Genomic DNA, 22237 nt, shown 5'->3' with positions numbered 1-22237 from the left:
CAACCTCACGTGTCTTCGCGGTCAATGCGCCGCGAAGACACGCCGGCTCCCGCCATGAACGACGATCAACTCCTTCGCTATTCCCGCCACATTCTCGTCGACGAAATCGGCATCGAGGCGCAGCAGCGTTTTCTCGATGCGCACGCGATCATCGTCGGCGCGGGCGGGCTGGGTTCGCCTGCCGCGATGTACCTCGCGGCGGCGGGCGTCGGACGCTTGACGCTGGTCGATGCCGATACGGTCGACCTCACCAACCTGCAACGGCAGATCCTGCATGTGAGCGCGTCGGTCGGACGCAAGAAGGTCGAGTCCGGCCGCGACACGCTCGCGCAGATCAATCCCGAAGTGCATGTGAACGCGGTGGCCGAACGCGTCGACGATACTTGGCTCGATCGGCAAGTGCCGGGCGCCACGGTCGTGCTCGATTGCACGGACAACTTCGCGACTCGTCATGCGATCAATCGCGCCTGCGTGAAGCACGGCGTGCCGCTCGTGTCGGGCGCGGCGTTGCGCTTCGACGGCCAGATCAGCACATTCGATTTCCGCGACGAAGCATCGCCGTGTTACGCGTGCGTGTTCCCCGAAGACCAGCCGTTCGAAGAAGTTGCGTGTTCCACGATGGGCGTGTTTGCGCCTACGGTCGGCATCATCGGCTCGATGCAGGCGGCGGAGGCACTGAAGGTGATCGGCGGAATCGGAACGTCGCTCGCCGGGCGGCTGACCATGCTCGATTCGCTGCGAATGGAATGGACCACGATGCGCATTGCGCGTCAGCCGGACTGCCCCGTCTGCGGAAAACGCCACGGCCACTGAGCACGAGCACGAGCGGGACCGCGAGGTAAGCCACAACGACAAACGCCGCACATGTGCGGCGTTTGTCATTCACGCGTGTGTGTGATCAATCAATCAGGCTTGCGCGACCCGCTTCAGCGCAGCCTGCACCTCTTCCGGTTCAAACGATGCAAGCACATCGGCCACCGGCTTCTCCAGCGTCTTCAGATGCGAGCGCAACACTTCCTGCTTGACCTCGAGCAACTGGCTCGGATGCATCGAAAACTCAGTGAGCCCCATGCCGAGCAATAGACGCGTCAACGTCGGATCGCCGGCCATCTCACCGCAGACCGACACAGGCACGCCCGCCCGCTTCGCCTCGCGCAACGTGAACGCGATCAGATGCAGCACCGCCGGATGCAACGGGTCGTACAGATGCGCGACGGAATTGTCCGCGCGGTCGATAGCGAGCGTGTACTGGATCAGATCGTTGGTGCCGATCGACAGGAAATCGAGCCGCTTCAGAAAGAGCGGCAGCGCAATCGCGGCGGCCGGAATCTCGATCATCGCGCCGACTTGCACGTTCGGGTTGTACGCGATCCCTGCGTCGTCGAGTTGACGCTTCGCTTCGCGAATCAGGTCGAGCGTCTGATCGATTTCCTGCGCATGCGCGAGCATGGGCACCAGAATCTTCACCGTGCCGAACGCCGATGCACGCAGAATCGCGCGCAATTGCGTGAGGAACATTTGCGGCTCGGACAGGCTCCAGCGAATCGCCCTAAGCCCGAGCGCCGGGTTGGGCGCGGTCTCGTAGCCGTCGCCGCCGCCCATCGAATCGAGCGGCTTGTCGGCGCCCACGTCGATCGTGCGAATCGTGACGGGCAGCCCGTTCATCAACTCGACCGCGCGCCGGTAGGCTTCGAACTGCTCCTCCTCCTCGGGCATGCGGTCTTTGTGATTCATGAACAGGAACTCGGTGCGGAACAGGCCGACGCCGGTCGCGCCCGCATCGAGCGCGGCGCGCGCGTCGTCCGGCAACTCGATGTTCGCGCACAGTTCGATGCGCGTGCCGCACAGCGTTTGCGTCGGCGAAAACTTGAGGCGCTGCAGCTTGCGTTGCTCGAGCGCCTTTTCGCTTTGCCGGTACGAGTACTCCTCCAGCACGATCGGCGCGGGATCGACGATCACAATGCCATGATCGCCGTCGACGATAATCAGGTCGTCCTGACGAATCAGCGCGCTCGCGTGCTGCACGCCGACCGCGGCAGGAATGCCAAGGCTGCGCGCGACGATCGCCGTATGCGACGTGCGGCCGCCGAGATCGGTGACGAAGCCCTGAAACGTTTGCGTTTTGAACTGCATCATGTCGGCCGGCGCGATGTCGTGCGCGACCACGATCATCTCGCTGCAGGCGCCGTGCACGCCGTCCACGAGCGTAGCCGACGCACCCGCCAGCGCCTTGAGCACGCGCTCCACCACTTGCTCGATATCGGCTTTGCGCTCGCGCAGATATTCGTCTTCGATGTCGTCGAAATGACGCGACAGCCGTTCGAGCTGCTCGGTCAGCGCCCACTCCACGTTGTAGCGGCGCGTGCGAATGAGGTCGATGGTTTCCTGAACGAGCATTGCATCGTTCAGGATCATTGAATGAACGTTGATGAACGCGCCCATTTCGCTAGGCGCGTCTGCGGCGAGGTCGGCGCGCAACGCGTCGAGCTCGACATGCACGCGTTGCTGGGCCGTGCGAAAGCGCTCGACCTCGCTCTCGATCTGCGCGGGTTCGATCAGATAGTGGTCTACGTCAAGTGCAGCCGGGGCGATCAGATAGGCCCGCCCGATGGCGATACCGCGTGACACGGGAATTCCATGCAGCGTGAACGACACGCGCACCTCCTCTAGTTGTGTGATGCCGCGGCAAACCGCTGCAATGCTCTCAGACTCTCGTCGTCATTATAAATTCCGCGCCGCCGCAGACGTACGCGAATGCTGTGTGCAGTGCAGCACGAAAGCGCGTAAGAGCGAGGCATAACGCCCGCGTAGTCATGCGCGTCCGCATATTGTCGCGCGCTAAAAAAAACGCCGCGGAGCGATAGCCGCGGCGTTCTTTTACATTGCACTGTCGATTCGCCAGCTCACTGGCCTTCGCCGAATTTATCCGCGATCAGTTTCAACAATGCGTCCATGGCTTCTTTTTCGTCGGCGCCCTCGGTTTCGATCAGCACCGTGCTGCCGATGCCCGCAGCCAGCATCATCACGCCCATGATGCTTTTCGCATTGATGCGGCGGCCGTTGCGGCTCATCCAGATTTCCGACTGATAGTTGCCTGCGAGTTGCGTCAACTTGGCCGACGCGCGCGCGTGCAGCCCCAGCTTGTTCACGATAGTCGTTTCCTGTTGCAGCATGTGTTGGTCCGAAGCGCGGGTAAGTGTTGTTGTGAAAAGTAGAACTGCGAATCAGGGTGTACTGCGAAGGTTGCACTGCAAGCTTGCACTGCGAGCGACTATAAACCGGCCGGCCCGGTCTTCTGTGCGAGGTCCGCATCGGCCGGCAACGCGGGCAGACAGTCGGCGGTGACAGCCGCGGCCTCGGCGGGCGCGGGTGCTGCCGGGCCGATCGCGTGAATGCCCTTGGTCGCGCCGGCGAGCGCTTTGTCCACCAGCGTGTCGAGCGGCGTCGCGCGATAACACACCGCGCGCACGAGCATCGGCAGATTGACGCCGCACAGCACGCGCACGTCGGGCACGGAAGCCAGCCGCCCGGCGATATTGGCGGGCGTGGCGCCGAACATGTCGGTGAGCACTAGAGCGCCGTTCTCTTCTTTGAGGCGCGCAATCTCGGACTCGGCGAAGGAAACCATTTGCGCGGGATCGCAGTCGGGCGATACGTCCATCACGCCGATGCGAGCCGGCAAACCGCCGTAAATATGCGAAATACAGTCGCGCAACGCGGTGGCGAACGGTGCGTGCGCAATGATCAGAATGCCTGCCATGTCAGCCTACTGCAAAAAGACGGCCCCAAACGTGGATCGGAACGCTGTCCGAAACGCTCGCGCCCTCGGCCGGCCGTTGGCCATGAGAGCCGGAAATACGCCTTTCGCGAACAGAACCTCGAATGCGACGCCGCAGCGGCGCCCACCGAACCTGCCCGTTTCAAGGCTCCGCCGTGCATGCGATGACTCCTTGCGGAGCGCATCGCTACAAATCGACGCGGAGAGCGGGCATTGTAGCAGGCCCGTTTTTCGGGCCCGCGCCGCCGTTCCGCCCGCAGCGGACATGATGCTGATCCTGTCTGTCAGTTTGGGGGCCGCCGCCCGGTTTCAAGACGGCCGCTCAACCCGCCGCGCGCTCCAGCGCGTCCACGAACATGGCGGCGACGTCGAAGCCCGTCTGATCCATGATCTCGCGGAAGCACGTCGGGCTCGTCACGTTCACTTCGGTCAGCCAGTCGCCAATGGCGTCCAACCCCACCAGCAGCAGACCGCGTGCCGCCAGCACGGGCGCGAGCGTATCGGCGATCTTGCGGTCATGGTCGGTCAGCGGACGCGCCACGCCCAAACCGCCCGCGGCCAGATTGCCGCGCACCTCGTTGCCTTGTGGAATCCGCGCGAGCGAATACGGCACAGCTTCGCCGCCGATCAGCAGAATGCGCTTGTCGCCGTCCTTGATTTCGGGGATGAACTTTTGCGCCATCACTGAGCGCGCGCCGTCGTGGCTCAGCATTTCGACGATCGAGCCCAGGTTCATGCCGTCCGGCTTCACGCGGAATACGCCCATGCCGCCCATGCCGTCGAGCGGCTTCAGAATCACGTCGCCATGCTGCTCGTGAAACGCCCTGAGTCGCGCCGGATCGCGCGTGACCAGCGTGGGCGCGACGAACTCCGGGAACTCGCCGATAGCGAGCTTTTCGGAATGATCGCGAATCGCCTGCGGCTTGTTGAAGATGCGTGCACCCGCGCGCTCGGCCAGTTCGAGCAGCCACGTGGACGTCACGTATTCCATGTCGAACGGCGGGTCCTTGCGCATCACCACGGCGCTGAAGTCCTTCAGCGAGCGCGGCGCGGCGGCTTCTGCCACATACCATTCGTCGCGGTGCAGATCGGTCACGTCGCCGGTGATCCCAAAACGCCGCACGTTGGCTTCGACGTCGCCGCCCGTCCACGCGAGATGCTTCGGCTCGCAGAAGTACAGCGTATGGCCGCGGCGCGCGGCCTCGGCCATCATCGCGTAAGTGGAGTCCTTGTAGATCTTGAACTGCGTCAGCGGATCGGCGATGAAAAGAATGTCCATGAAGGTCCCGTTGCGCCCTGAAGGGCCTGGCGTTGATCGTGAATCGAGCGTGTATTACGCGTGAATGCGGCGTGAACATCGTCGATGAAAACGGCGCGGGGCGGCCTACGCGCTGCCCGTGCCCCGCAATCTCACACGGCTGCGTTCAAACCTGAATGGCTTCCGGATCGGTCTTTTCCAGTTCGACCGACGCAGCCAGCAAGCCGAGCCGCGCCACCACGCCGTACATGTAGAAGCGGTTCGGCGGCGCGGCGCCCGGCTTCGCGTGCGCGTCCGGCAGCGCGGTATGCTCGAAGCCGAGCGGCACGAAGTGCATGCCCGGCGCGTTCAGGTTCTGGTCGCGCTCGCGGCTGCCATGCACACGGTAGAAGCCGCCCACCACATACCGGTCGATCATATAGACGACCGGCTCGGCCACTTCCTCGCCGATGCGCTCGAACGTGTACACGCCTTCCTGCACGATCACGTCGTGCACTTCGAGGCCGTCTTTCGTCGCCGCCATCTTCGCGCGTTCGCGTTTCGTGAGCGCGGCCACTTCCGACGCGTCGTGCACCGTCATCACGCCCATGCCGTACGTGCCCGCATCCGACTTGATGACGACATACGGCTTTTCGGAGATGCCGTACTCGCGATACTTTTTCGCGATCTTCTTCAGCACGCCGTCGATCGCGTCGGCCAGCGCCTGCTCGCCGGTGCGCTCCTGGAAATCCACGCCTTCCACATGCGCGAAGTACGGATTGATCATCCACGGATCGATCTCGACCATCTTCGCAAATTTCTTCGCGACGTCGTCATAGCACGAGAAGTGCGTCGATTTGCGGCGCACGGCCCAGCCGGCATGCAGCGGCGGCAGCAGATACTGCTCGTGCAGATTTTCCAGCACGGGCGGAATGCCGCCCGACAGATCGTTATTCAACAGAATCGAGCAGGGATCGAAATTCTTCAGCCCGAGGCGCCGCTGCGAACGCTCGAGCGGTTCGAGCACGAGTTTCTGGCCGTCGGACAGCGCAATGGTGACGGGCCCGTTGATGCTTTCGTCGAGCGTGCCGAAACGCACGTTCAAGCCGGCCTGGCGCATGATCGCGGCGAGCCGGGCGACGTTCTCCAGATAAAACGCGTTGCGTGTGTGGCGCTCGGGAATGACGAGCAGATTCTTCGCGTCCGGGCAGATTTTTTCGATGGACGCCATTGCCGCCTGGACGGCAAGCGGCAGCACTTCCTGCGGCAGATTATTGAACGCGCCGGGAAACAGATTGGTGTCGACGGGCGCGAGCTTGAAACCCGCATTGCGCAGGTCGACCGAGCAATAGAACGGCGGCGTGTGCTCCTGCCACTCGAGCCGGAACCAGCGTTCGATTGCGGGAGTAGCGTCGAGGATCTTCCGCTCGAGATCGAGCAGCGGGCCGTTTAACGCCGTAACTAGGTGCGGAACCATTGATCACTCGCAGACTGGAGAAAAAAGATTGTAGAGCAAATGCTTTGCCCATTTGGGGATGGTTTCTCCATTCGCAAGCCAGCCGGAATGCATTCTCCCTATCGCAATGATAGGCAGGGGAAACTGTCGTGAACAAGAAGGCCAGCAAGAAAAAAGCCCGCCATGAAGGCGGGCCAAATCGCTGCGCTTGTTGCTACCTGTTGCTGCCTGTTGCTACCTTTATGAGCCGGTGAGGCTCGGCGAGCCCGGGAGCGCGGGCTCGTGAAACGCCTTCGTTATTCGACGTGTTCGCCGTGCAGGCTCACGTCCAGACCTTCGCGTTCCTGTTCTTCCGTCACGCGGATGCCCATCGTCATGTCGATGACCTTCAGCAGGATGAAGCTCACCACGCCGCTGTAGACCAGCGTCGTCACGACGCCCTTGGCTTGCAGCAGCACGCTGCCGTCGAAGCCGCCGATGTCCTTCACCGCGAACACGCCGGTCAGCAGCGCACCGACGATACCGCCGACGCAGTGCACGCCGAACGCGTCGAGCGAATCGTCGTAACCGAGCTTGTGCTTGAGCCACGTTGCCGACCAGAAGCAGACCACGCCCGCCACGATGCCGATCACGAGCGAACCCGTCATGCCGACGAAGCCCGAAGCCGGCGTGATGGCGACCAGACCCGCCACTGCGCCCGACACGATACCGAGCACCGAAGGCTTACCCTTCGCGGCCCATTCGGCGAACATCCATGCGAGCGCTGCCGCTGCGGTTGCCACTTGCGTTGCGAACATCGCGAAACCGGCACGGCCGTCTGCCGCCACTGCCGAACCCGCGTTGAAGCCGAACCAGCCCACCCACAGCATCGCGGCGCCGACCAGCGTCAGCGTGAGGTTGTGCGGAGCCATCGCTTCCTTGCCGTAGCCGACACGCTTGCCGAGCACGAGGCAGCAGACCAGACCGGCGATACCGGCGTTGATGTGCACCACCGTGCCGCCCGCGAAGTCGAGGATGCCCGCGGTCGCCAGCCAGCCGGTCGGTTCCCAGACCATGTGCGCGATCGGCGAGTAGACGATGATCGACCACAGGCTCATGAAGACGAGCATCGCCGAGAACTTCATGCGGTCGGCAAATGCGCCGGTGATCAGCGCCGGCGTGATGATCGCGAACGTCATCTGATAGACGAAGTAGACCGTTTCCGGGATCGTCTGCGCGAGGTGGCTGACGGTCAGCGTCGTGGCCTTGTCGCCCTTGATGTAGTTCATGCCCGACATGAAGAAGCGCGAGAAGCCGCCGATGAACGAGCCGCCCGGCGTGAACGCGAGGCTGTAGCCCACGACCGCCCAGATGATCGTCACGAGGCAGGTGATCGCGAAGCTTTGCATCAGCGTCGCGAGCACGTTCTTCTTGCGGACCATGCCGCCGTAGAAGAGCGCGAGGCCCGGGATCGTCATGAACAGCACGAGCGCGGTGGAGGTCAGCATCCAGGCGGTGTCGCCCGAATTGATTTTCGACGAGTCGACCGAGAACGGCGCGGTGGGCGCAGCCGGAGCGGCGTCCGATGCGGCGGGGGCGGCCGCGGCGGCGCTTGCTGCAGGTGCAGCCGAGGCGTCGGCGGCGGGCGCCGATGCTGCTGCGGCCGCCGAAGCGTCCGCTGCCGGCGCGCTTGCCGCCGTATCGGATGCAGCGGCCGAGGCGGCTACGGGGGCGGAAGCGTCGTCCGCGAGGGCGGCGCCGATACCGCCCGCAAGCAGCGAACCGGCCATCAGCAAGGACATCAATAATTTGCGCATCTTTCGTTTCCTCTTGTCGCTATCTGTGTCGCTATCTTTTGGTGTTACAGAGCATCCGCGCCGGTCTCTCCGGTGCGAATCCGGATGACCTGCTCGATCGGCGTGACGAAAATCTTGCCGTCGCCGATCTTGCCGGTGCGCGCCGCGCGTTCCAGCGCCTCGATGGCCTGATCGACGATGTCGTCCGAGACAGCCGCCTCGATCTTCACTTTCGGCAGGAAATCGACGACGTACTCCGCGCCGCGATACAGCTCCGTATGGCCCTTCTGACGGCCGAACCCCTTGACCTCGGTTACCGTGATGCCGGAGACGCCGATCGCCGACAAGGCTTCGCGCGCCTCATCGAGCTTGAACGGCTTGATGATTGCGGTGATGAGTTTCATGAAATCCCTCGCTTAGTTGCCAAAAACCGTTGCTAACCCGTTTGCGTAACCGCCGCGGAACCGCTGCGTAACCGTCTCGTAAGCTGCCTGTAGCCCGCTCGCGCAAGCCTGGTGGTACTCGTTGCCCTTTCGCCTGGTCTCGTTGCCCTGCCGGAAATTCGTGCCGGCAGAACGCGCGGGGCAGTAAGAGCAACTCGTATGCCATGTTGTGTCAGACTGCCGCCGGTGCACGCCCGGCAAGGGGCGCAGCCGCCCTTGTCCAGATGGCCAACGCGCGCGCTGCGCTGTGGCGCGCCGCCTGGATCATTGCTAGAGTGTCCGCAGGGTCTGCAAGCGCCGACGCGCACCAAACGGGCTCACGCGGCGAAGCACAGCCGGCGTGCACGCACCAACGCAGCGCATCGTCAGACGCGAGGCACAGACGTAACGAAACACTGCACATTTTTTGTGCATCAAGGGGAACACCATGAAACAACCAAACGACGTTTTCAACGACATCCAGGCGCGCATGAGCGAGCTGTTCAAGAACTCGCCGGCCAAAGGCGTCGAACGCAATGTGAAAGCGATGCTGTCGCAAGGCTTCTCGAAGCTCGATCTGGTCACGCGCGAGGAATTCGATACGCAGACCCAGGTGCTGGTGCGCACGCGTGCGCGCCTCGAAGAACTGGAGCGCCGCGTCGCGGAACTCGAACAGAAGCTGCCCGTCACGACGCAAACGCTCTGACGGTTTCACAAGCAGCGCGTTAGCTGCATCGAGCTGCACATCACAGGCAAGCGAGCCGTGACGTCATCAGCGTATTAAGGGGACCGCAGCGCGCCACTTGCGCGCGGTCCGACGGGAGAAAACATGTCGCTTGCCGTGGTGCGCAGTCGCGCGCCGGCCGCCGGCCGCGCGCCCGAAGTAACCGTCGAGGTTCACCTCGCCAACGGGCTACCCTCTTTTTCGATCGTCGGACTTCCCGATCTGGAAGTCCGCGAAAGCCGCGAGCGCGTGCGCGCAGCGCTGCAAAACTGCGGCTTCGATTTTCCCGTGCGGCGCATCACGGTCAACCTCGCTCCCGCCGATCTGCCGAAGGAATCCGGCCGCTTCGATCTGCCGATTGCCTTGGGCATTCTCGCGGCGAGCGGGCAAATCCCGGCCGAATCGCTCGTCAACCGCGAATTTGCCGGCGAGCTTTCCTTAACCGGCGCGCTGCGTCCGATGCGCGGCGCCTTCGCGATGGCTTGCGGCACCGCGCGCGGCGCGGCGGTTTGCGCGGCGGCTCCTGGTCTCGCCGAAACCGCGGCCGGGCACGCGCCGCCCGAGCGTAATCCGCAGCTCTATCTTCCCGCGGCCAGCGCGGCGGAAGCCGCGCTCGTCCCCGGCGTGGATGTGTACGGCGCGAGCGATCTGCCGTCGCTATGCGCGCATCTCGCCGATGCGCCCGACGCCCGCCTCTATCCGGTCGCCGCGCCAAACCTGGCCGATACGCGCCCTGCCGCCGTGCCCGACATGGGCGACGTGATCGGCCAACGCGGCGCGCGCCGCGCGCTCGAAGTCGCCGCGGCCGGCGGGCACCATGTACTGCTGATCGGCCCGCCGGGCGCGGGCAAGTCGATGCTCGCCGCCCGCTTGCCCGGTCTGCTGCCGCCGATGACCGACGACGAGGCGCTCAGCTCGGCCGCGTTGCTGTCGGCGAGCCGCGCCGGTTTCACGCCGGCGCAATGGCGGCAGCGGCCGTTCCGGGCGCCGCATCATTCGTCGAGCGCGGCGGCGCTGGTGGGCGGGCGCAATCCTCCGCAACCGGGCGAGATCACGCTCGCGCACCTGGGCGTGCTTTTCCTCGATGAACTGCCGGAGTTCGACCGCCACGTGCTCGAAACACTGCGCGAGCCGCTCGAAGCCGGGCGAATCACGATTTCGCGCGCGGCGCTGCAGGCGGACTTTCCGGCGGCGTGCCAACTGATCGCGGCGATGAATCCGTGTCCCTGTGGATGGCGCGGCGACCCGAATGGGCGTTGTCGCTGCACGCCGGAGATTGCGGCGCGTTATCTGCGCAAATTATCCGGCCCGCTGCTGGACCGGATCGATATTCAGCTAGAAGTGCCGGCGCTGACGTCGGCGGAATTGTCCGCGCGAGCGCACGCCGCCGGAGAAACGAGCGCGGCCATCGCGCGGCGGGTGCTCGCCGCGCGCGAACGGCAATTGGCTCGGCAAGGCAAAACCAACCGTGAGTTGACGGGCAAAGAAGTCGACGAAGTCTGCCGTCCGGACGCGGCCGGGGAGGCGCTGCTGCGGGAAGCAGGCGAGCGTTTCGGCTGGTCGGCGCGCGCATATTACCGCGTCCTGAAAGTCGCACGAACGATTGCTGACCTCGCAGGCGCGAGCATGCCGAGCGCCGCGCAGATCGGCGAGGCGGTTCAGTACCGACGGGCTTTTGGCTCTGGTTGAGGAGAAAAAAATGCTGTCAAGACTTGACTTATGCACATGCCCGCGTTCCAGATAGATTTAGAAACATCTGAAAGGTACTTAGAAAGTCAGATCCAAACGGCATTGATTTCAAAGGATTTTTTCTTCTGCACCAACTACATTCAGACTGACGGAATGCCCACGGCGCGGGCATCTGCGGCAAAAAAAGCGGACTTCTCAACAGAGTTATCCACAGGACGCCCGGCGAGGTGGAAAACTTCAACGTAAACCGCGAATTAGCGCCGAAAGCTGCGAAGGAACTTTCAGTACGTCCGCGCGTCGCTTCGGCGTCAGGTCGGCCCCGAGTCGGCCAAATCTACCGGTTCAATAGAGTTGGAACGACGAGAAAAATTGGTCCACCTGTTCCTGGGGCAGCGGCCCTGACGCGATGATCGCGGCCTGATACGCGTGCCGGCCACGCGCCACGAGGCGCGCATAGACGGTCCGCTTTTCATGGCTGGAGCCGGCCTCGCCGCTCAGCGTCATCTCGAGCCCCAAAACTTTGCCGCCTGCCGCGAGCGGAATTTGCACCGCGCGCGCCTCTGGCGTCACGCCCACGTTTCGCGCGAGGCCGGTGCGCAGGAACTCGAGCGCCTTGCGCTGTGTCGCTTCGCTGTCGTCCGGCAGCATGATCGTGCCGACCGCGAACACGGCGTCGCCGGCTTCGGCCGTCTGCATGGCCATCTGCATCGGCGTGCCGTCGACCTGGACCGCGCGCTGATCGTTGCCGGGCTTGGCAGGCAAGTCGATGCTGTAGCCGTTGTCGTTATTCATGACGGTGCGCCAGTCGAAGGTCGGCGAGCAGCCGCTCAGCGCGACGCCCATAGCAAGCGCGCAAACCGCCGCGCGGGTCATCGACTGCGCGCGTGGCTGGCCGCGCAGCATGCGAGCCGCGGCATTGCCATGGAAGACGAGGCTGGAAAACAGACGCGAGGGAATTCGAAGGAACAGGGAATAGATGCGGAAAACTATCTGGAACATGAGCAAGAGAGACCGTGAAGCGGTGAAGTTGACGCGAAGCGCAAAACGCCATTATCCGCTGCAAGCTGATGGAGCGCGCGGAAGCGGCCAAGCGGCCAAGCGCCCGTTTGGCTGTGCCGGCGCAACGCGGGTTGCGGGTTGCGCTCCCTGCCCCGCATCCCGAATAGGACTACAATATCAACGCTCCGTTGCGGCACGCTCCAAGCCCCAGCCGACGCACTGTCCTGCGCCCTTGCGCGACTTCCGAGGTTCCGCTCATGAGTTCCATCGCATCGACCAGCGCCGTCAAGCGCACGAATCCGCTTCGCTATCTGATCATCGCCGCGGTGGCGATTGCGATCGGCGTCGCCGGCTATTTCGCGTTTGCCGGCCAGCAGCGCGTGCCCGACGCGACCTTCACGCTGCTGTCGGGCCAGAAAGTCACGACCGCCGACCTCAAAGGCAAGGTCTACCTCGTCAACTTCTGGGCGACGAGCTGCGACACCTGCATGAAGGAAATGCCGCAGATGGTGCAGACGTATAACCGCTTCAAAGGCAAAGGGCTCGAATTCGTCGCGGTGGCCATGAGCTACGACGCGCCGATGTACGTGACCAATTACACGCAAACGCGCCAGTTGCCCTTCAAGGTCGCCATGGACGACGGCTCGGCCGCCAAACAGTTTGGCAACGTGCAGCTCACGCCGACCACCTTCCTCGTCGACAAAGACGGCAAGATTCTGAAGCGCTACGTCGGCGAACCGCAGTTCGCGGAACTCGATCAGTTGCTGGAGAAGGCGCTCAACGCGGCTTAACAGTCGCGAAGCAAAGGCAAGCCAACCCAGGCCAGCCCAGGCCACGCCACCGCAAGCTCAAACAAAAACGCCGGCACTCCCACTTGCCGGCGTTTCTATTTCACCTCTCCCCATCGCCCTTGGCCGCGAGGCCATACCGCTTGATCTTCTCGTAGAGCGTCGCCTTGCCGAGCTGAAGCCGGTCGGCGGCGACCGCCACCACGCCGCCGCACTGCTCGAGCGCTTCCGCGATCACCGCGCGCTCGAACTGCTCGACGCGCTCCTTCAGCGGCTGCGCCTGCCCGCTTTCGTCGCCGAAAGACATCACGGGATCGTCGGCGACACCGAGCACGAAGCGGTCCGCGGCGTTGCGCAGTTCCCGCACGTTGCCCGGCCAGTCGCGCTGCATCAGGCTCGCGCGCTGACGGTCGGTGAGGATCGGCGCGGGCCGCTGATAACGCACGGCCGCGTCGAGCAGAAAGTGTTCGAAAAGCGGCACGATGTCCTCGCGCCGCTCGCCGAGCGGCGGCAATGCGATCGTGACCACATTCAACCGGTACAGCAGATCGCGGCGGAACGAGCCGTCCGCGACGTGTTCCGCCATATCGCCTTTCGCCGCCGCGACCACGCGGCAATTCACGCGAATCGGCTGATTGGAACCGAGCCGCTCGAGCACGCCGTCCTGCAACACGCGCAACAGCTTGACCTGCAGCGCGAGCGGCATGCTTTCGATTTCGTCGAGAAACAGCGTGCCGCCCGACGCATGTTCGAGCTTGCCGATCCGGCGTTTCGCCGCGCCCGTAAACGCGCCGGGCTCGTAGCCGAACATCTCGGACTCGAACATCGGCTCGGGCAGCGCGCCGCAATTCACCGCGATAAACGGCTTGTCGCGCCGCGGCGACAACTCGTGCAAACTGCGCGCGATCAGTTCCTTGCCCGCGCCGGTATCGCCGTTGATGAGCACCGACGCATCGGTCGGCGCGACGTTCGCGATGAGCCGCCGCACCTGCTCGATCGCCGGACTGCGGCCGATGATCCGCGGCGCCACCGTGTTCTGCCCCGCGAGTTCGCGGCGCAGCGCGAGGTTTTCGAGCACGAGCTTGCGCCGCTCCAGCGCGCGCCGCACGGTCTCGATCAGACGCTCGGAGGCGAACGGCTTTTCGATGAAGTCGTACGCGCCGTCGCGCATCGCCTGCACGGCCATCGAAATATCGCCGTGACCGGTGACGAGAATCACGGGCACATCGGGCGCGCGTTCGTGGCACTGCGCGAGCAACTCGAGACCGCTCGCGCCAGGCAGCCGAATATCGCTGACGATCACGCCGGAAAAATCCGCACTGATCGACTTCGCCGCCGATTCCGCCGACGCATGGCCGACCACATCGAAGCCCGCCAGTTGCAAACTCTGCACGCTCGCGCGCCGCACCAGTTCGTCGTCTTCGATATACAGCACTTGCAAGCCGTCGTTCAGCATGTCGTTCTCATCGGAATCAGGAACCCGTGGTGAGCGGGTCCGCGGTAGGGCTCGTCTGCACGCGGGCGCGGCGCAGCGTCAACACGAAGAGTGCACCGCCTTGCGGCGCGTTGCGCGCCACCAGCGTGCCGCCGCAATCGCGTGCGATCGACGATGAAATCGCGAGCCCGAGACCGAGTCCCTGGCCCATTTCCTTGGTGGTGAAGAAAGGTTCGAACAGGCGCGGCAGCACGTCTTCGGCGATGCCTGGACCGTTGTCGCCCACCGCGAACGAGAGATTGTCCGAAGCCACCTCGATATGCACCGAAATGCGCGGCGCGCTCATGCCGGCGGTGGCGTCGAGCGCATTGCCGAGCAAATTGATCAGCACCTGTTCGAGACGCAGATCGTCGCAATGCGCGATCAGGTCGGGATGATCGTCGGCAAGATCGAGCGGCGTGCGCGTACCGCTTTCGACATCGAATAGCGCAAGCTGCAGTTCGACGCCCTGAAAGCGCTTCTGCAACAGCGCGAGCGCATTGCGCAGCGCGCGCACTGCCGACGCGCGCGCGCTGCGCGGCCGCGCCCTTCCGACGAACAGCTTCAACTGGTTCGTGATCTTGCCCATGCGCTCGGTGAGCGCCGCGATCGCTTCGAGATTTTCACGCGCCGACGCCTGATCGCCGCGCTCGAGCAGCACGCGCGTGTTGTCGGAAAAACCGCGCAACGCAGCAAGCGGCTGATTCAGTTCATGCGTGATGCCGGCCGCCATCTGACCGAGCGCGGCGAGCTTGCTGGCCTGGATCAACTCGTCGTGCGCGGCGCGCAGTTCCTGCTCGGCGCGCGTGCGCTCGGCGACTTCCTTCTGCAACTGCTCGTTCGCCTGCGACAGATCGGCGGTGCGTTCCGCGACGCGCTGATTCAGTTCGGCATACGCCTTTTGCAGCAGCGTACGGCTGCGCATCACCTCGCGCACGCGCGAGCGGCGCATCCTCCAGTAGAACGCGAGCAGCACGAGCGACACATAGCCAAAACCCGTGACGATGGTCGCGTTGCGCGCGTCGGCATCGACGGGGCTCACGGGCGCCATCGTGATCAGATGCCAATCGGGTTCGCCCATGCCGCGCCGCGACGCGAGATAACGCGGCGCATAGCGGCCGCCGCCCACGCGCACAATCTGCGCGTCGCCTTCCAGCTTGCGCTCGATCGTCACCGGCAGCGGCGCGATCGGCTGCTGTGCGTATTGACGCGCCTGGTAAATCGAATCGGCGACCTGGCCCGACAGCGGCCGTATCGTGTGGTATTTCCACGCGGGCACCGACGACAGAAAGATCACGCCATGATCGTCGGTGACGAGCAACGGCTCGGACGCGTCCGAGCCCTGAAACCATTCGAGATCGAGTTTGACGACCGCCGCGCCGACAATCTTGCCGTCGCGCCGCACCGGCTGCGAAATGTAATAGCCCGGCGCCTGCGAGATCGTGCCGATGCCGAAGAAGCGGCCCACGCCGCCCTTGATTGCATCGACGAAATACGGCCGGAACTGATAGCCCGCGCCGATGAAACTTCCTGGCCCCTGCCAGTTGCTCGCGGCCACGCAGTAGCCGTCGAGCGGAATGATGTAGGTGACCGTCGCGCGCGCGTGGCGGTTCAGGTCTTCAAGATAGAGATTCGCGCGCTCGACGTTGGCGGGCGACGGATCGACCAGCACGTCCTGCACGATCGGATGTTCCGCGAGCAGATACGGCAGCGATTCGTAGCGCTCGAGCGTGCTCTTGAGCGAACTCGCGGTTCGGTCGACGCGCCCCGCCGCATTCAACCGCAAGCTGTCGATGCCGCTTTGCCACGCGATGCTGTACGTGAGCCCGCACGCCGCAACGAGCCCGGCGACGAGCGCGAAGAGAATCAGCAGGCGGCGGGTCACGTTGGCACTATCCGGTCGGGTGGGATCGGATATTGTGGCATAAGGAGAAGCGCCGTCGGCCTGCGCTTCCTCGGCCGACGGCACTGGGGTTGGGCGCGCGTTCACCGGTTGCATGGGCTGGTGTCCGCGGCCGCAAACATCACGCTATTTCAGGCGATGCCCGACGACGTCCGGCTTAGACGCTGGCCGGTTCGTCGACCGGCACGTCGCCGCGCAGCGCCGCTTCCAGCTTGCTGCGGTCCAGTTCCTTTTCCCATGCCGACACCACGACGGTCGCCACGCCATTGCCGACGATGTTGGTCAGCGCACGGCATTCGCTCATGAAGCGGTCGATGCCGAGAATCAGCACCATGCCCGACAGCGGAATGGTCGGCACCACCGCCAGCGTCGCGGCCAGCGTGATGAAGCCCGCGCCGGTCACGCCGCTCGCGCCCTTCGAGGTCAGCATCGTCACCGCGAGCAGCGTGAGCTGCTGCGTCCACGTAAGGTCGGTGTTCGTCGCCTGGGCGATGAACAGCACGGCCATCGTCATGTAGATGTTGGTGCCGTCGAGGTTGAACGAATAACCGGTCGGCACGACGAGGCCCACCACCGAACGCGAACAGCCGAGCTTTTCGAGCTTCAGCATGAGTTGCGGCAACGCGGCTTCGGACGAGCTCGTGCCGAGCACGATCAGCATCTCTTCCTTGATGTACGCGATGAAGCGCAGGATATTGAAGCCCACCGCACGCGCAATCGCGCCGAGCACCACCACCACGAACACGATCGCGGTCAGATAGAACGTGCCGATCAGCTTGAGCATCGGCAGCAGCGAGCCGATGCCGTACTTGCCGATGGTGAACGCCATCGCGCCGAATGCGCCGATCGGCGCGAGCTTCGTGATGATGCCGACCATGCCGAAGAGGATGCTCGACAGGCTTTCGATAAAGCTCGTCACCGGCTTGCCGCGTTCGCCGATGTGCGCGAGCACCGCCCCGAACAGCAGCGCGATCAGCAGGATCTGCAGGATTTCGCCTTGCGAGAATGCCGACACGAGCGTGTCCGGAATGATGTGCATCAGGAAGTCGACGGTCGTCTGACCGTGCGCCTTCGCGGCATACGATGCGACTTCCTTGCCGTTCAGCGTAGCCGGATCGACGTTGAAGCCGACGCCCGGCCGCAGCAGGTGCGTCGCCGCGAGGCCGAGCAGCAGTGCGAACGTCGAGACGATTTCGAAGTACAGCAGCGCCTTGCCGCCGACGCGCCCGACCTTCTTCATGTCTTCCATGCCGGCGATGCCGGTCACGACCGTACAGAAGATGATCGGTCCGATCACCATCTTGATGAGCTTGATGAACGCATCGCCGAGCGGCTTCATGTCGACGGCGAAGGTCGGATAGAAATGGCCGAGCGCGATACCGATGATGATCGCCACGATCACCTGGACGTACAGCACTTTGTGGATAGGTTTCTTCACGATGTTTCCTGCGATGTGGGTGAGCCCATGGCCTGCCACGCTGCGCATCATGCGAACGAATGAACGTCGCCTCTGCACGGCATTAGGCCGCGACAAGACGACGAATTCAGAAATACCGGGAAGGGAAATCAGACATCGTTGTCTCCTTGCTTTAGTTGTCGGACCGTTGCGGCCGCGTTATCTATTTTGCAAGGTCGATGCCAGCTTGATGCCTAAGACATACCCTTGATTCTTATGGGTTTGCGCGTAAGACCTGGCGCGCGCCTTCCGGGATTCCGGAAATCCGGACGAGCGGCGTCGGGAAACCCGGATTCGCCGCCGCGCAAACCCTCGGGAAAACCCGAGGCCTTTGCGGGCGGGCTTCGGCGGGCTTTGGCGGGCTTTGGCGGATTGTCAGGCGTTGCCTTCCTCGAGCACCAGCAGGTTGTCGTGCGAAAAGCCGAGCGACACCGGCTGCCCTCTTTCGGGTAAACCGCGATTCGGGTCGTTGAATACGTCGAGCGAAATCACTGCGTCTTTTACACGCGTTCTGATGCGCACTACCGCGCCGAGAAAATTCACTTCTTCGACGGTCGCATTCAGCGTGTTGCGGCCGGGCGCCGCAGGTTCGAGCACGATCGCTTCGGGACGCAGCGCGAGCAGGCGCTTCTTGCCGGCATCGGCGGAAGGAAGTTGCTGCGTGGTGATGAGCTCCTGACCGTCCACGGCCATCTTGCCCGTCGCCGGATCGATCACATGCCCGGCCAGAATATTCAGCGTGCCGACGAACGACGCGACAAAACGCGTGCGCGGATAGTTGTAGATTTCCGATGGCGAGCCGATCTGTTCGACGCGCCCCTCGTTCATCACGACGATGCGGTCGGAAATGGACAACGCCTCTTCCTGATCGTGCGTGACGAAGATCGACGTGATGCCGAGTTCGCGTTGCAACGCGCGAATGTCCTGCCGCAACGAGATGCGGATTTTCGCGTCGAGCGCGGACAGCGGCTCGTCGAGCAGCAACACCTGCGGCTTGCCCGCGAGCGCGCGAGCGAGTGCCACGCGCTGCTGCTGACCGCCCGACAGTTGCCACGGATAACGGCCGCCGAGCTGCGGCAGCTTGATCAGATGCAGCATCTCCTCGACGCGTTGATTGATCTCTGCCTGCGGCCGATGCGTGATCTTCAGCCCGAAGCCGATGTTCTCGGCCACCGTCATGTTTGGAAAGAGCGCATACGACTGGAACACCATGCCGACCTTGCGCTGCCGCGTGCGCAGATGCGTGACGTCCTTGTTGTCGAGCCGGATAATGCCGCGCGTCGGCGTCTCGAATCCGGCGATCATGCGCAGCACGGTCGTCTTGCCGCAACCGGACGGTCCGAGGAACGTGACGAACTCGCCGCGCTCGATCTTCATGTCGAAGTGATGCAGCGCGATGTTCGACGCGAAGGACTTGTGCAGATTTTCTATCTCGAGAAATGCCATGGTTCGCTGCCTCAGTGCGTCAGATTTTCTGGCCGCTCAACGCGCGGGCCGAGCCGAACACCTGGATCAATCCCATCGACGCCCACGTAATCATGAACGCGATAATCGCCAGCGCCGAGGGCTCATACGCGCGGTTCGCGCCGATCAGTTGCAGATACGGACCGAATGCGGGACGGTCGAGCAGGCTCGCGAGCGTGAACTCGCCGATCACGACCGCAAAGGTGAGAAAGGCGCCGGACAGAATGCCCGAGCGGATATTCGGAAAGATCACCTTGAACAGAATGGTCGGCCAGTTCGCGCCGAGACATTCGGCGGCTTCGGTGAGCGAGCGGACGTCCACGGCGCGCAGGCCCGCATCGACCGCGCGGTACATGTAGGGCAAGGAGAGCGTCACGTAGCCGAATACGAGCAGCAGATCGGTCGCGCGCTCGTTGCCCGTGAGCGGCAGAATCGAACTGCTGTTGTAGATGCGCAGATAGCCGAACACGATCACGATAGCCGGCACGACGAGCGGCAGCAGCGTGATGAATTCGACGACCGGCCGCAGCCTCGGCAAACGCAATTGCACCCAGTAAGCGGTCGGCACCACCAGCAATATGCCGACGACGATGGTCAGCAGCGCCATCAGGATCGAATAGCCGAACGAGGCCTGAAAGCGCGGATCGCTCAGCACGACGCTATACGCCTCGAAGCTGTAGGTGCCGCGTTTCATCCGCAAGCTGAATTCGAACGTGGCGATCAGCGGAATCAGGAAGTACAGCGAACCGATCACCGTCGCGGTCCATGCTCCGACGCGAGATTGGCTTTTCATCGACGGCCCCTTTCGGCGCGCGAACGCAGCCAGATGTAGCCGCCATTCGACAGCCCGGTCACGAGCACCATGCCGAGCGCGAGCGCGTAGCCGAGGTTCTGGTTATGCATGACGTCCCCGCGTATTTGTGCAAACAGCAGGATCGGCACGATGTTCAGCGAGCTGCCCGTCAGCGCGTAAGCCGTGGCCACCGCACCGAACGCATTGGCAAAGAGCAGCAGCGTCGCGCCCAGCACGCTAGGCCACAACACGGGCAACGCGACGTGGCGCCAGTATTGATACGCGGTGCCGCCGAGGCAATCGCATGCTTCGCGCCATTCGCGTTTCAGGCCGTCGAGCGCGGGGGTGACGATCAGCACCATCAACGGAATCTGGAAGTAGAGGTAAGTGAGCGTGAGCCCCGAAAAGCTCAAGATGCTGAAGCCCGTCGAGTAAAGATTGAAGCCGAGGTATTTCTTCAGCAGCACGGTGACGAGCCCGACGCGCCCCAGCGTGCAGATGAACGCGAACGCGAGCGGCACACCCGCGAAGTTCGACGCGACGCCCGAGAATGTCATCAACGTCGGACGAATCCAGCCGGGCAGCTTGCCCTGCACCGCCGCCCACGCGAGCAGCGAGCCGATCAGCGCGCCGCCCGCCGCGGACGCCGCGCTCACCTTGAAGCTGATCCAGTAGGCGTCGAGTATCGACGGCTGAAACAGATCGCGTAGATTGGCGAGCGTGAAGTGACCTTGCGCGTCCTGGAACGCGCCGATCATCAGAAAGCCGGTGGGCAGAATCAGGAACAGCAGCGCGAACGTGAAGAACGGCACGACGCCGATCCACGCCAGCATCTGCGACGCGCGGCCCGGACCGTCGACGCGCGGCGTCGGCGTGGGCACGGGCGGCACCAGCAGATCCGGCGGCACCGATCCAGCATCCGATGAAGCGCTCATAGCTCACCTTTGGGCTTGATGACTAACGCCGCAAATGCCGCTCTTTGCGAACGGCGCCGCGGCGCACACATGACTTCGCGCTTTCTAAAGCTGCGCTTACTTGACGTTCGCGCCGACCACTTCGTCCCAATGCTTCGTGATGGTTTCCTTGTACGCGTCCTGCTGCTGAAGCGTCGGGAACACCACGTTCTTATACGACGACGGCGGCGGCAATTTGTCGAGCAACGCTTGCGGCACTTTCTTCGCGGCCACGAGTTCGTTGTAGCGCATCGGATGGCAATAGCCGGCCAACCAGCCAAGCTGGCCTTCGTCGGAATAGAGGTACTCCATCCACAGCTTCGCTGCGTTCGGATGCGGCGCGTAGGCGCTAATTGCCTGAACATAGACGCCTGCGACGACGCCCGTTTTCGGAATCACGACCTGCACCTTCGGGTTGCCCTTCAGCGTATCGCGATCGGCCAACGCGTTGTAATCCCAACGGACGACGATCGGCGTCGTCCCTTGTGCAAGCGATGCCGCCTTGCCGATCACCGGCACGAAGTTGCCGCTCTTGTTCAGGTCGGCGAAGTACTTGAGGCCGGCTTTATCCGCCTTCGCCGCATCGCCCTTGCTTTGCGACAAGCCCGCCGCATAGACCGCCTGGATCGCCTGATTCGCCGAGCGCGGATCGCCCGCGAGCGACACGGCGTTCTTGTAATCGGACTTGAGCAGATCGCTCCAGTCGGACGGCGCCTTGTCGATCATGTCGGCGTTGACTTCGAACGCAAGCACGCCGTAGTAATCGCCGTACCAGTAGCCGTCCGGATCTTTCGACTCCTTCGGAATCGAGTTCCACGACGACACCTTGTACGGTTGCAGCAGGCCGTCGGCCTTCGCGGTCGGACCGAACGACAGGCCCACGTCGATCACGTCGGGCGCTTGCGGACCTTTGTTGCCTTTGTTCGCCTTGATGGCTTCCACTTCGTCGCCCGAGCCCGCGTCCGGATTCAGTTCGTTGATCTTGATGCCGTACTTCTTCTGAAAACCCGCGACGAGTTGCCCGTAGTTGCACCAGTCGTGCGGCAACGCGATCACGGTAAGCTGGCCTTCCTGCTTCGCGGCGGCGATCAGTGCGTCGAGCGGCGCGGCCGATGCGCTGCTCACGCCGGCGGCGGCGACACCCGCGACGGCCGACATCGAAAGTATCCGAGCTAACACGGTGCGGTTCATAGTTTTCCCCATCCTCTGCCGAAGTTGTTGCGTTTGGAAAGTTGCTGGTTCGACTTCAAGGGCACAGCTCGCTCGCACTCGTCCGCTGGTGCTTTCGTGCTTTCGTGCTTTCGTGCCCACGCCATGCCCGCGCCG

The 22237-nt window shown here is 63.5% G+C and carries 19 protein-coding genes; 4 read left to right on the top strand and 15 right to left on the bottom strand.

The genetic code is table 11. From position 1 onward, the window contains the following. The first annotated feature begins 54 nt into the window (after window positions 1-54). Complete coding sequence (locus AB6809_RS23710) at window positions 55-813, top strand: HesA/MoeB/ThiF family protein (RefSeq protein WP_307251414.1); 759 nt, start codon at window positions 55-57, stop codon at window positions 811-813. 93 nt (window positions 814-906) lie between these two features. On the opposite strand, the gene ptsP is transcribed toward AB6809_RS23710, so the two are convergent. The 7 genes from ptsP to AB6809_RS23675 all read right to left on the bottom strand — a co-directional run bounded on the left by ptsP (window position 907) and on the right by AB6809_RS23675 (window position 8650). Next, a complete protein-coding gene (gene ptsP / locus AB6809_RS23705) occupies window positions 907-2655 on the bottom strand; it encodes a phosphoenolpyruvate--protein phosphotransferase (protein ID WP_053857456.1) in 1749 nt (582 codons plus the stop codon). 248 nt (window positions 2656-2903) lie between these two features. Then, window positions 2904-3173 (bottom strand): HPr family phosphocarrier protein, encoded by a 270-nt coding sequence (locus AB6809_RS23700; protein ID WP_006048084.1) that lies wholly within the window; start codon window positions 3171-3173, stop codon window positions 2904-2906. Window positions 3174-3271: 98 nt separating this feature from the next. Beyond that, window positions 3272-3760 carry a PTS sugar transporter subunit IIA gene (locus AB6809_RS23695; protein ID WP_006048085.1) on the bottom strand — a complete coding sequence of 163 codons (489 nt, stop codon included), beginning with the start codon at window positions 3758-3760 and terminating at the stop codon, window positions 3272-3274. 340 nt (window positions 3761-4100) lie between these two features. Continuing rightward, the gene (gene gshB, locus AB6809_RS23690) at window positions 4101-5057 is read right to left on the bottom strand and encodes a glutathione synthase (RefSeq protein ID WP_307251408.1); all 957 of its coding nucleotides are present in this window, start codon (window positions 5055-5057) and stop codon (window positions 4101-4103) included. A gap of 145 nt (window positions 5058-5202) precedes the next feature. Continuing rightward, a complete protein-coding gene (gshA, locus tag AB6809_RS23685; protein WP_006048087.1) occupies window positions 5203-6492 on the bottom strand; it encodes a glutamate--cysteine ligase in 1290 nt (429 codons plus the stop codon). A gap of 275 nt (window positions 6493-6767) precedes the next feature. Continuing rightward, on the bottom strand, window positions 6768-8267 hold the full coding sequence (locus tag AB6809_RS23680; RefSeq protein ID WP_006048088.1) for an ammonium transporter: 1500 nt from the start codon (window positions 8265-8267) through the stop codon (window positions 6768-6770). Between the two features lie 44 nt (window positions 8268-8311). Then, window positions 8312-8650: a P-II family nitrogen regulator gene (locus AB6809_RS23675; protein ID WP_006048089.1), complete on the bottom strand. Its 339-nt coding sequence runs from the start codon at window positions 8648-8650 to the stop codon at window positions 8312-8314. 466 nt (window positions 8651-9116) lie between these two features. Between AB6809_RS23675 and AB6809_RS23670 the strand changes: the two genes are divergently transcribed. Continuing rightward, entirely contained in the window at window positions 9117-9374 is a 258-nt protein-coding gene (locus AB6809_RS23670; RefSeq protein WP_371027330.1) for an accessory factor UbiK family protein, read from the top strand. Window positions 9375-9497: 123 nt separating this feature from the next. After that, entirely contained in the window at window positions 9498-11081 is a 1584-nt protein-coding gene (locus AB6809_RS23665; RefSeq protein ID WP_307251327.1) for a YifB family Mg chelatase-like AAA ATPase, read from the top strand. Between the two features lie 342 nt (window positions 11082-11423). Here AB6809_RS23665 and AB6809_RS23660 read toward each other — a convergent pair whose 3' ends face one another. Next, on the bottom strand, window positions 11424-12080 hold the full coding sequence (locus AB6809_RS23660; RefSeq protein ID WP_307258393.1) for a hypothetical protein: 657 nt from the start codon (window positions 12078-12080) through the stop codon (window positions 11424-11426). A 257-nt stretch (window positions 12081-12337) separates the two neighbouring features. Here AB6809_RS23660 and AB6809_RS23655 point away from each other — a divergent pair, with 257 nt between their 5' ends. After that, on the top strand, window positions 12338-12871 hold the full coding sequence (locus AB6809_RS23655; protein WP_307251325.1) for a TlpA disulfide reductase family protein: 534 nt from the start codon (window positions 12338-12340) through the stop codon (window positions 12869-12871). Between the two features lie 100 nt (window positions 12872-12971). Here the strand turns inward: AB6809_RS23655 and AB6809_RS23650 are convergent, their stop codons facing one another. The 7 genes from AB6809_RS23650 to AB6809_RS23620 form a co-directional block, all read right to left on the bottom strand. Next, complete coding sequence (locus AB6809_RS23650; RefSeq protein WP_006048094.1) at window positions 12972-14324, bottom strand: sigma-54 dependent transcriptional regulator; 1353 nt, start codon at window positions 14322-14324, stop codon at window positions 12972-12974. Between the two features lie 16 nt (window positions 14325-14340). After that, complete coding sequence (locus AB6809_RS23645; RefSeq protein ID WP_307251323.1) at window positions 14341-16341, bottom strand: ATP-binding protein; 2001 nt, start codon at window positions 16339-16341, stop codon at window positions 14341-14343. A gap of 61 nt (window positions 16342-16402) precedes the next feature. Further along, window positions 16403-17683, bottom strand: a complete 1281-nt coding sequence (locus AB6809_RS23640; protein WP_029969651.1) for a dicarboxylate/amino acid:cation symporter — start codon at window positions 17681-17683, stop codon at window positions 16403-16405. A gap of 393 nt (window positions 17684-18076) precedes the next feature. Further along, window positions 18077-19147: an ABC transporter ATP-binding protein gene (locus tag AB6809_RS23635; RefSeq protein ID WP_006048097.1), complete on the bottom strand. Its 1071-nt coding sequence runs from the start codon at window positions 19145-19147 to the stop codon at window positions 18077-18079. Between the two features lie 19 nt (window positions 19148-19166). Next, window positions 19167-19958 carry an ABC transporter permease gene (locus AB6809_RS23630; RefSeq protein WP_006048098.1) on the bottom strand — a complete coding sequence of 264 codons (792 nt, stop codon included), beginning with the start codon at window positions 19956-19958 and terminating at the stop codon, window positions 19167-19169. Further along, entirely contained in the window at window positions 19955-20893 is a 939-nt protein-coding gene (locus tag AB6809_RS23625; protein WP_006048099.1) for an ABC transporter permease subunit, read from the bottom strand. Before AB6809_RS23625 ends, AB6809_RS23630 begins: the two co-directional genes overlap by 4 nt. Window positions 20894-20989: 96 nt before the next feature. Next, window positions 20990-22102 carry an ABC transporter substrate-binding protein gene (locus AB6809_RS23620; protein WP_310400091.1) on the bottom strand — a complete coding sequence of 371 codons (1113 nt, stop codon included), beginning with the start codon at window positions 22100-22102 and terminating at the stop codon, window positions 20990-20992. Window positions 22103-22237 lie beyond the last annotated feature (135 nt).

It is taken from the genome of Paraburkholderia sp. RCC_158 (assembly GCF_041355255.1).
In the GTDB taxonomy this organism is placed as follows: domain Bacteria; phylum Pseudomonadota; class Gammaproteobacteria; order Burkholderiales; family Burkholderiaceae; genus Paraburkholderia; species Paraburkholderia graminis.
Note: the sequence above shows the minus strand (reverse complement) of the source record. Positions and strands in the feature narration are given on the sequence as shown.

Bases quoted from the DNA above. Each gene is read 5' to 3' on its own strand.
- AB6809_RS23710 (WP_307251414.1), top strand. From the start codon at position 55: ATGAACGACGATCAACTCCTTCGCTATTCCCGCCACATTCTCGTCGAC.
- AB6809_RS23700 (WP_006048084.1), bottom strand. From the start codon at position 3,173: ATGCTGCAACAGGAAACGACTATCGTGAACAAGCTGGGGCTGCACGCG.
- AB6809_RS23695 (WP_006048085.1), bottom strand. From the start codon at position 3,760: ATGGCAGGCATTCTGATCATTGCGCACGCACCGTTCGCCACCGCGTTG.
- gshB (WP_307251408.1), bottom strand. From the start codon at position 5,057: ATGGACATTCTTTTCATCGCCGATCCGCTGACGCAGTTCAAGATCTAC.
- gshA (WP_006048087.1), bottom strand. From the start codon at position 6,492: ATGGTTCCGCACCTAGTTACGGCGTTAAACGGCCCGCTGCTCGATCTC.
- AB6809_RS23680 (WP_006048088.1), bottom strand. From the start codon at position 8,267: ATGCGCAAATTATTGATGTCCTTGCTGATGGCCGGTTCGCTGCTTGCG.
- AB6809_RS23675 (WP_006048089.1), bottom strand. From the start codon at position 8,650: ATGAAACTCATCACCGCAATCATCAAGCCGTTCAAGCTCGATGAGGCG.
- AB6809_RS23670 (WP_371027330.1), top strand. From the start codon at position 9,117: ATGAAACAACCAAACGACGTTTTCAACGACATCCAGGCGCGCATGAGC.
- AB6809_RS23665 (WP_307251327.1), top strand. From the start codon at position 9,498: ATGTCGCTTGCCGTGGTGCGCAGTCGCGCGCCGGCCGCCGGCCGCGCG.
- AB6809_RS23660 (WP_307258393.1), bottom strand. From the start codon at position 12,080: ATGTTCCAGATAGTTTTCCGCATCTATTCCCTGTTCCTTCGAATTCCC.
- AB6809_RS23655 (WP_307251325.1), top strand. From the start codon at position 12,338: ATGAGTTCCATCGCATCGACCAGCGCCGTCAAGCGCACGAATCCGCTT.
- AB6809_RS23650 (WP_006048094.1), bottom strand. From the start codon at position 14,324: ATGCTGAACGACGGCTTGCAAGTGCTGTATATCGAAGACGACGAACTG.
- AB6809_RS23645 (WP_307251323.1), bottom strand. From the start codon at position 16,341: ATGCAACCGGTGAACGCGCGCCCAACCCCAGTGCCGTCGGCCGAGGAA.
- AB6809_RS23635 (WP_006048097.1), bottom strand. From the start codon at position 19,147: ATGGCATTTCTCGAGATAGAAAATCTGCACAAGTCCTTCGCGTCGAAC.
- AB6809_RS23630 (WP_006048098.1), bottom strand. From the start codon at position 19,958: ATGAAAAGCCAATCTCGCGTCGGAGCATGGACCGCGACGGTGATCGGT.
- AB6809_RS23625 (WP_006048099.1), bottom strand. From the start codon at position 20,893: ATGAGCGCTTCATCGGATGCTGGATCGGTGCCGCCGGATCTGCTGGTG.
- AB6809_RS23620 (WP_310400091.1), bottom strand. From the start codon at position 22,102: ATGAACCGCACCGTGTTAGCTCGGATACTTTCGATGTCGGCCGTCGCG.